The organism is Thermus oshimai DSM 12092 (assembly GCF_000373145.1).
Taxonomy (GTDB): domain Bacteria; phylum Deinococcota; class Deinococci; order Deinococcales; family Thermaceae; genus Thermus; species Thermus oshimai.
Genome location: NZ_KB890607.1, coordinates 22,006 through 28,005, shown reverse-complemented (window position 1 = coordinate 28,005; position 6,000 = coordinate 22,006). Strand labels below are relative to the sequence as shown.

Annotated in this window: 4 protein-coding genes, 2 tRNA genes and 1 pseudogene; 3 read left to right on the top strand and 4 right to left on the bottom strand. The window is 67.2% G+C overall.

Annotated features, from left to right (window positions below; all coding sequences use genetic code 11):
• A partial coding sequence (locus B043_RS12590) for a transposase (protein WP_018461173.1) occupies positions 1–289 on the top strand: 289 nt, incomplete at its 5' end.
• 13 nt (positions 290–302) lie between these two features.
• Positions 303–818, top strand: a pseudogene (locus B043_RS12240) (Clp1/GlmU family protein); the annotation flags it as partial.
• Here B043_RS12240 and leuS read toward each other — a convergent pair.
• On the bottom strand, positions 796–3,423 hold the full coding sequence (leuS, locus tag B043_RS0105010; protein ID WP_018461171.1) for a leucine--tRNA ligase: 2,628 nt from the start codon (positions 3,421–3,423) through the stop codon (positions 796–798). The pseudogene B043_RS12240 and the gene leuS overlap by 23 nt on opposite strands.
• A gap of 164 nt (positions 3,424–3,587) precedes the next feature.
• Positions 3,588–5,192: a 30S ribosomal protein S1 gene (locus B043_RS0105005; RefSeq protein ID WP_018461170.1), complete on the bottom strand. Its 1,605-nt coding sequence runs from the start codon at positions 5,190–5,192 to the stop codon at positions 3,588–3,590.
• Positions 5,193–5,408: 216 nt separating this feature from the next.
• On the opposite strand from B043_RS0105005, the gene B043_RS0105000 reads away from it, so the two are divergent.
• Positions 5,409–5,485 (top strand) — tRNA-Ile (locus B043_RS0105000).
• A gap of 75 nt (positions 5,486–5,560) precedes the next feature.
• Here B043_RS0105000 and B043_RS0104995 read toward each other — a convergent pair.
• Both B043_RS0104995 and B043_RS0104990 read right to left on the bottom strand, forming a co-directional pair.
• Positions 5,561–5,637: transfer RNA gene (locus B043_RS0104995), tRNA-Ile, on the bottom strand.
• Positions 5,638–5,648: 11 nt separating this feature from the next.
• Complete coding sequence (locus B043_RS0104990) at positions 5,649–5,987, bottom strand: nucleotide pyrophosphohydrolase (protein ID WP_018461169.1); 339 nt, start codon at positions 5,985–5,987, stop codon at positions 5,649–5,651.
• Positions 5,988–6,000 lie beyond the last annotated feature (13 nt).

Below are 6,000 nucleotides of genomic sequence, written 5' to 3'. Positions count from 1 at the left end.
GGGGGAGGCCTGGGTGGTTTTGGACCGGGCGGGGTGGCACACGTCTGGGCGGTTGGAGGTACCGGAGGGGATCCGCTTGGTCTTTCTGCCACCTTACAGTCCTGAGCTGCAACCGGCGGAGCGGGTGTGGCCGTTGGTGAACGAGGCGGTGGCCAACCGGTACTTTGCGACCCTGGAGGAGATGATGGGGGTGGTGGCCGAGCGGTGCCGGACCCTTGAGGAGGACCCAGCCACGGTGCGCAGGCATACCCTCTTTCACTGGTGGCCTAGGGTGAAGGAATCTACGTAAAGGGGTATCAGGGCTTTCCCCGAGGGGCCTCGAGGCCCGGGCGGTGGTGGGGGCCCTGCGCCTGGCCCGCCTCATCCCGCCGGGAAGCCCCGCGGTGGCGGACACGGACGGCCTCCTGGACCCCGCCTTCCGCCTCCTCCAGCTGGAGGCCCTAAACCCGGTGGAGGCCCTGGTCCTGGGCTCGGAGGCGCTGTACCAGGCCCTACGCTGGCGGAAGGACCTAAGGCTTAGGCTCGCCCCGCCCCTCCCCGGGGCGCGGCGCAAAACCCCAAAGGAGCGGAGGGAAAACCGCCTAAGGCGCCTCCTCGCCCACTTCCAAGGGGCCAGGCCCCGCGTCCTTCCCCTGGAAGAACCCCCCCTCCCCGACCGGCTCTACGGCCTTTTGGACGGGGAGGGGTTCTTCCTGGGCTACGGGCGGCTTCTGGCCTGGGCGGGGGGGGAGGGGCTCTTCCTCACCCCCGCGGAAGGGGAGGTGGCCCGCCTGGAGGCCACCCGCCTCCCCTTCCCTACCCCCGCACTACCAGGTTGAGGATCCGCCCCGGCACGTAGATCTCCTTCACGATCTCCTTGCCCTCCAGGTGGGCCTGGACGTTCCGCACCTTCTTGGCCTCGGCCAGGGCCACCTCCAGGGGGGCGTCCTTGGGGATGCGGATGGTGCCCCGCACCTTCCCGTTCACCTGGACGGCCACCTCCACCGCCTCCTCCTCCAGGGCCTTCTCGTCCAGCTCCGGCCAGCCCGCCTCAAAGAGGCTATCCGGCCAGAACCAGTGCCAGATCTCCTCCGCAATGTGGGGGGCGAAGGGGAAGAGCATCTGCAGGTAGTAGCGGACCGCGGTGCGGTAGACGGGGGTCACGGGGTTTTCCCGCCGGTACTCGTAGAGGGCGTTCAAAAACTCCATGAGGGCGGCGATGGCGGTGTTGAAGCGCAGGGCCTCGAGGTCGTCCGTGACCTTCTTCAGGGTGCGGTGGAGCTTGGCGTAAAGGGCCCGCTCCGCCCCCTCCAGGGCCTCCGCCTGGAAGACCCCCGAGGTGGCTAGAAGGGCCTCCCGGTCCTCCGCCACCCGGCGCCAGACGCGGTTCAGGAAGCGCCAGGCCCCCTGCACCCCCTCCTCCGTCCAGACCATCTCGTTCTCCGGAGGCGCGGCGAAGAGGATGGTGATGCGGGCGATGTCCGCCCCCTCCTCCTTCACAAAGGGCCCCACCATGACCCCGTTGCCCTTGGACTTGCTCATCACCGCGGGCTTCCAGAGGTGAAGGGTGCCGTCGGGGTGGGGGCGGAGCTCGGCCCCCATCTTCTTCACCTCCTCCAGGGAAAGCTCCCGCTCGGGGGTTTCCAGGAGGATGCGGGTGGGCTCGGGGAGGAGGACCCTATCCCCCTCCACCCTCACCTCGCCGAAGTCCGTCCAGGCCATCACCATCCCCTGGGTGAAGAGGCCCTGGAAGGGTTCTTCCACCTTCACCATCCCCAGGTCGTGGAGGAACTTGGTGAAGAAGCGGCTGTAGAGGAGGTGCAATACCGCGTGCTCCACCCCGCCGATGTACTGGTCCACGGGCATCCAGAAGTCCGCCTTCCCGGGGTCAAAGGGCAGGCGGTCGTTCTTGGGGTCGGTGTAGCGCAGGTAGTACCAGCTGGAGTCAAAGAAGGTGTCCATGGTGTCCGTGTCCCGCCGGGCGGGGCCGCCGCACTTGGGGCAGGAGGTCTCGTAGAACTCGGGGTGGGCCTCCAGGGGGCTTTTCCCCTTGGGGCGGATGTCCTCCACATCCTTGAGGTCGGGGAGGAGGACGGGAAGCTCCTCCTCGGGCACGGGCACCACCCCGCACGCCGGGCAGTGGACCATGGGGATGGGGGTGCCCCAGTAGCGCTGGCGGCTGATGAGCCAGTCCCTTAGGCGGTAGGTGACCCGGGCCCGCCCGAGGCCTTTCTCCTCCAGCCAGGCGATGACCCTCTTCTTCCCCTCCTCGCTCGGGGTGCCGTCAAAGGGCCCCGAGTTCACCATGACCCCGGGCTCCTCGTAGGCCGCCTCGAGGGGCTCAGGCAAAGGGTCCCCGGGCCGCTCGATCACCTTGCGGATGGGGAGGCCGAACCTCTTCGCGAACTCAAAGTCCCGGGCGTCGTGGGCCGGCACGGCCATGATGGCCCCGGTGCCGTAGCCGTAGAGCACGTAGTCCGCGGTCCAGATAGGGATGCGCTCCCCGGTGGCGGGGTTCAGGGCGTAGGCCCCAAGGAACACCCCCGTCTTCTCCCGCCCCTCCGCCTGGCGCTCGATCTCCGTCTTGCGCTTGGCGGCCTCCACGTAGGCCTGGACCTCGGCCTTCCGCTCGGGGGCCGCGAGCTCCAGGGTGAGGGGGTGCTCCGGGGCCAGGACCATGAAGGTGGCCCCGAAGAGGGTGTCGGGCCGGGTGGTGAAGACGGTGATGGCCTCCTCCCGCCCCTCTATGGGGAAGCGGATCTCCGCCCCTTCCGAGCGGCCGATCCAGGCCCGCTGCATGGCCTTCACCTTTTCCGGCCAGTCCAGGCCCTCCAGGTCCTCAAGGAGCCTCTCGGCGTAGGCGGTGATGCGCAGGTACCACTGCTCCAGCTCCCGCTTCTCCACGGGGGTGTCCTCGTGCCGCCAGCAACGGCCCTCCACCACCTGCTCGTTGGCCAGCACGGTCTGGCACTTGGGGCACCAGTTCACGAGGCCCTTGGCCCGGTAGGCCAGGCCCTTCTCCCACATCTTGATGAAGAGCCACTGGTTCCAGCGGTAGTAGTCGGGCTCGCAGGTGGTCACCTCCCGGTCCCAGTCGTAGAGGATGCCCATGAGCTCCAGGCTCTCCTTGGCCTGGCGGATGTTCTGGTAGGTCCAGTCCCGGGGGTGGAGGCCGAACTTAAGGGCGGCGTTCTCCGCGGGCAGGCCAAAGGCGTCCCAGCCCATGGGGTGGAGGACCTGAAAGCCCTGCACCCGGCGGAAGCGGGCCAGGACATCCCCCATGGTGTAGTTCTTCAGGTGGCCCATGTGCAGGTCTCCCGAGGGGTAGGGGAACATGACCAGGACGTACTGCTTCTTCCCCTCCTCCCGGGCCTTCATGAAGCCCTTTTCCTTCCAGAAGCGCTGCCATTTGGGCTCTATGGCGTGGGGGTTGTACTTTTCCATTCCCTCCTCCCAAAAAAACCCTTCCCTCTTGGGGAAGGGACGGCCCAGGCCCCTCCCCGTTCAGGGGTGTAGCCTGGCCGGGCGCATGGCTCCATCATACGCCTTTTCGCCGGGGGGTGAAAAAACCCCCGGGGTTTTCCCCGGGGGCCAGGAAGGCTTCGGCGTTACTTCTTCTCCTCCTCGAGGCCCAGGCTCGCCAGGAGGTCGCCGTAGAGGTCGCCCAGCTTCACGCTGGCGCTGGCGGTGGGCACGGCGGAGGCGTCGTAGAGGTTGTACTCGGCCACCGCCCCGTACTCGTACTCCCGCCTCTCCTCCCGACGGCCGCCGGGCTTGCGCTTGCCCCGCTCCCGCTCCTTGCCCTTTTGGGGCTTGCGGGGCCTTTCCTCCACCTCCTTGGGGGGCGGAGGGGGAAGGAGGCGCTTGCGGGAGAGGGAAACCCGCTGCTCGGTGGGGTCTATGTTCAGGACCACCACCTCCAGCTCGTCCCCCTTCTTGAAGAGGGCCGCGGGGTTCTCCACCCGCTGGTAGTCCAGCTCGGAGACGTGGACCAGGCCCTCGATGCCGGGCTCAATCTCCACGAAAACCCCGAAGTCCGTCACCCCCGTGACCCGGCCCTTGACCACGGTGCCCGGGGGGTACTTCTCCACCAGAAGCTGCCAGGGGTCGGGCTGGGTCTGCTTGAGGCCCAGGGAGAGCCGGCGCTCCGCCGGGTCCAGCCTGAGGACCACCGCCTCCACCTCGTCCCCCTCCTTCACCACCTCGGAGGGGTGCTTGGGCCGCTTGGTCCAGGAGAGCTCGGAGATGTGGATGAGGCCCTCGAGGCCCGGCTCCACCTCCACGAAGGCCCCGAAGGGGGTGAGGCTCACCACCCTCCCCCGTACCCGGGTGCCCACGGGGTACTTCTCCGCCACCGTGGTCCAGGGGTCGGGGATGAGGGCCTTGATGGAGAGGTTGACCCGCTCCTTCTCGGGGTCCACGGAGAGGACCTTGGCCCGGACCTTTTCCCCTTTGCGGATGACCTCCCGGGGGTGGTTGAACCGGCCCCAGGTGATCTCCGAGCGGTGCACGAGCCCGTCCACCGGCCCCAGGTTCACGAAGACCCCGAAGTCGGTCACGTCGGCCACGGTGCCCTCCACCTCCTGGCCGGGCTCGAGGCTCTGCAGGAAGGCCTGCTTGGCCCTCTTCTGCTCCTCCTCCAGGACCGCCCGGCGGGAGAGGATCACCCGGCCCTTCTTGCGGTGGAACTCAATGATCTTGGCCAGGATCGTCTGGCCCACGTACTCGTCCAGGTTGGGGATGCGCCTAAGGTCCAGCTGCGAGGCGGGGATAAAGGCCTGAACGCCGTCCAGCTCGGCGACCACGCCCCCCTTCACCTTTTCCTTGACGGTGACGGTGACCGGCTCGCCCTTTTCATACAGGGCCTGGATGTGGTCCCAGTGCTCGGTGGACTCCACCTTCTTCCGGGAAAGGATCACCTGCCCGGTCTCGGGGTCCACCCGCAGGACCTGGACCCGGACCTCATCCCCGGGCTTCAAAAGCCCCTTGAGCTCCTCCTCGGGGAGGGGCTTGGAGGTGATCTGGTTGAAGGGGATGATGCCCTCTACCTTGGTGCCGATGTCTACCGCCACACCGTCCGAACCCACAAAGACCACTTGGCCCGTGAGGATCTGCCCGGGACGCACCCGCTTGTCCAACCTGGCCCCGGTCTCCTGAAGGGCCTCTTCCATGCTGAAGGTCTTTTCTGGGGTCTGGGTCGCCTTGTCTTCCATCCGCCTCGTTCCTCCTCTTCGCGCCTTCTTTAAGAAGGCGGGCGCCTTAGCGCTCGTCCACACGAAAAGGAGGGGGAGAACCCCAACTCCCCTCGCGTGGACCGGCCCCGAAGGGCATACCCTTCCCTTATACCACGGGGCGGGCCTCTTGCCAAGGGGTGTCCCCAAACCCTTGACGAGGAAAAGGCTTCTCGCTAGACTAACGGATGCGTGCGGGGGCGATTAGCTCAGCTGGTCAGAGCGCACGCCTGATAAGCGTGAGGTCGGTGGTTCAAGTCCACCATCGCCCACCAAAGGCCCCGCTCCTCTGGGCGGGGTTTAACTTTTTGTATTCCCTTACGAAAAGCCCCCGCCCTGGGGCGGGGTGTTGGTGGGCCGTGCAGGACTTGAACCTGCAACCAACCGGTTATGAGCCGGCCGCTCTGACCGATTGAGCTAACGGCCCAGGCCAAGGATTTATTTTAGCATAGGCCCGTCGTCCTTTGGGGTCCAGCGCGCCCCGTCGCGGGCCTGGTACTTGGCCATAACCTTTCGGAAGGCCCGTTCCAGGTCAATCCCCTGGCTGTTGGCCAGGGAAACGAGGACGAAAAGGAGGTCCCCCACCTCCTCCTCCAGGTCCCCCTCCTCCTCCCCGGGCTTGGGGGTCTTCCCGTGCCGGTGGGCCAGAACCCGGGCCACCTCCCCCAGTTCCTCCGCAAGCCGGGCCAGCATGAGGAGGGGCGGGAAGTAGCCCTCCTCAAACCGGCCAATCCAGGCGTCCACCTCTTTCTGGGCTTCGGCGAAGGTAAGGCCCATGCCCCCTAGCCTA

Excerpts from the sequence above, each read along its gene's own strand:
- leuS (WP_018461171.1), bottom strand. The coding sequence starts at position 3,423 with ATGGAAAAGTACAACCCCCACGCCATAGAGCCCAAATGGCAGCGCTTC.
- B043_RS0105005 (WP_018461170.1), bottom strand. The coding sequence starts at position 5,192 with ATGGAAGACAAGGCGACCCAGACCCCAGAAAAGACCTTCAGCATGGAA.
- B043_RS0104990 (WP_018461169.1), bottom strand. The coding sequence starts at position 5,987 with ATGGGCCTTACCTTCGCCGAAGCCCAGAAAGAGGTGGACGCCTGGATT.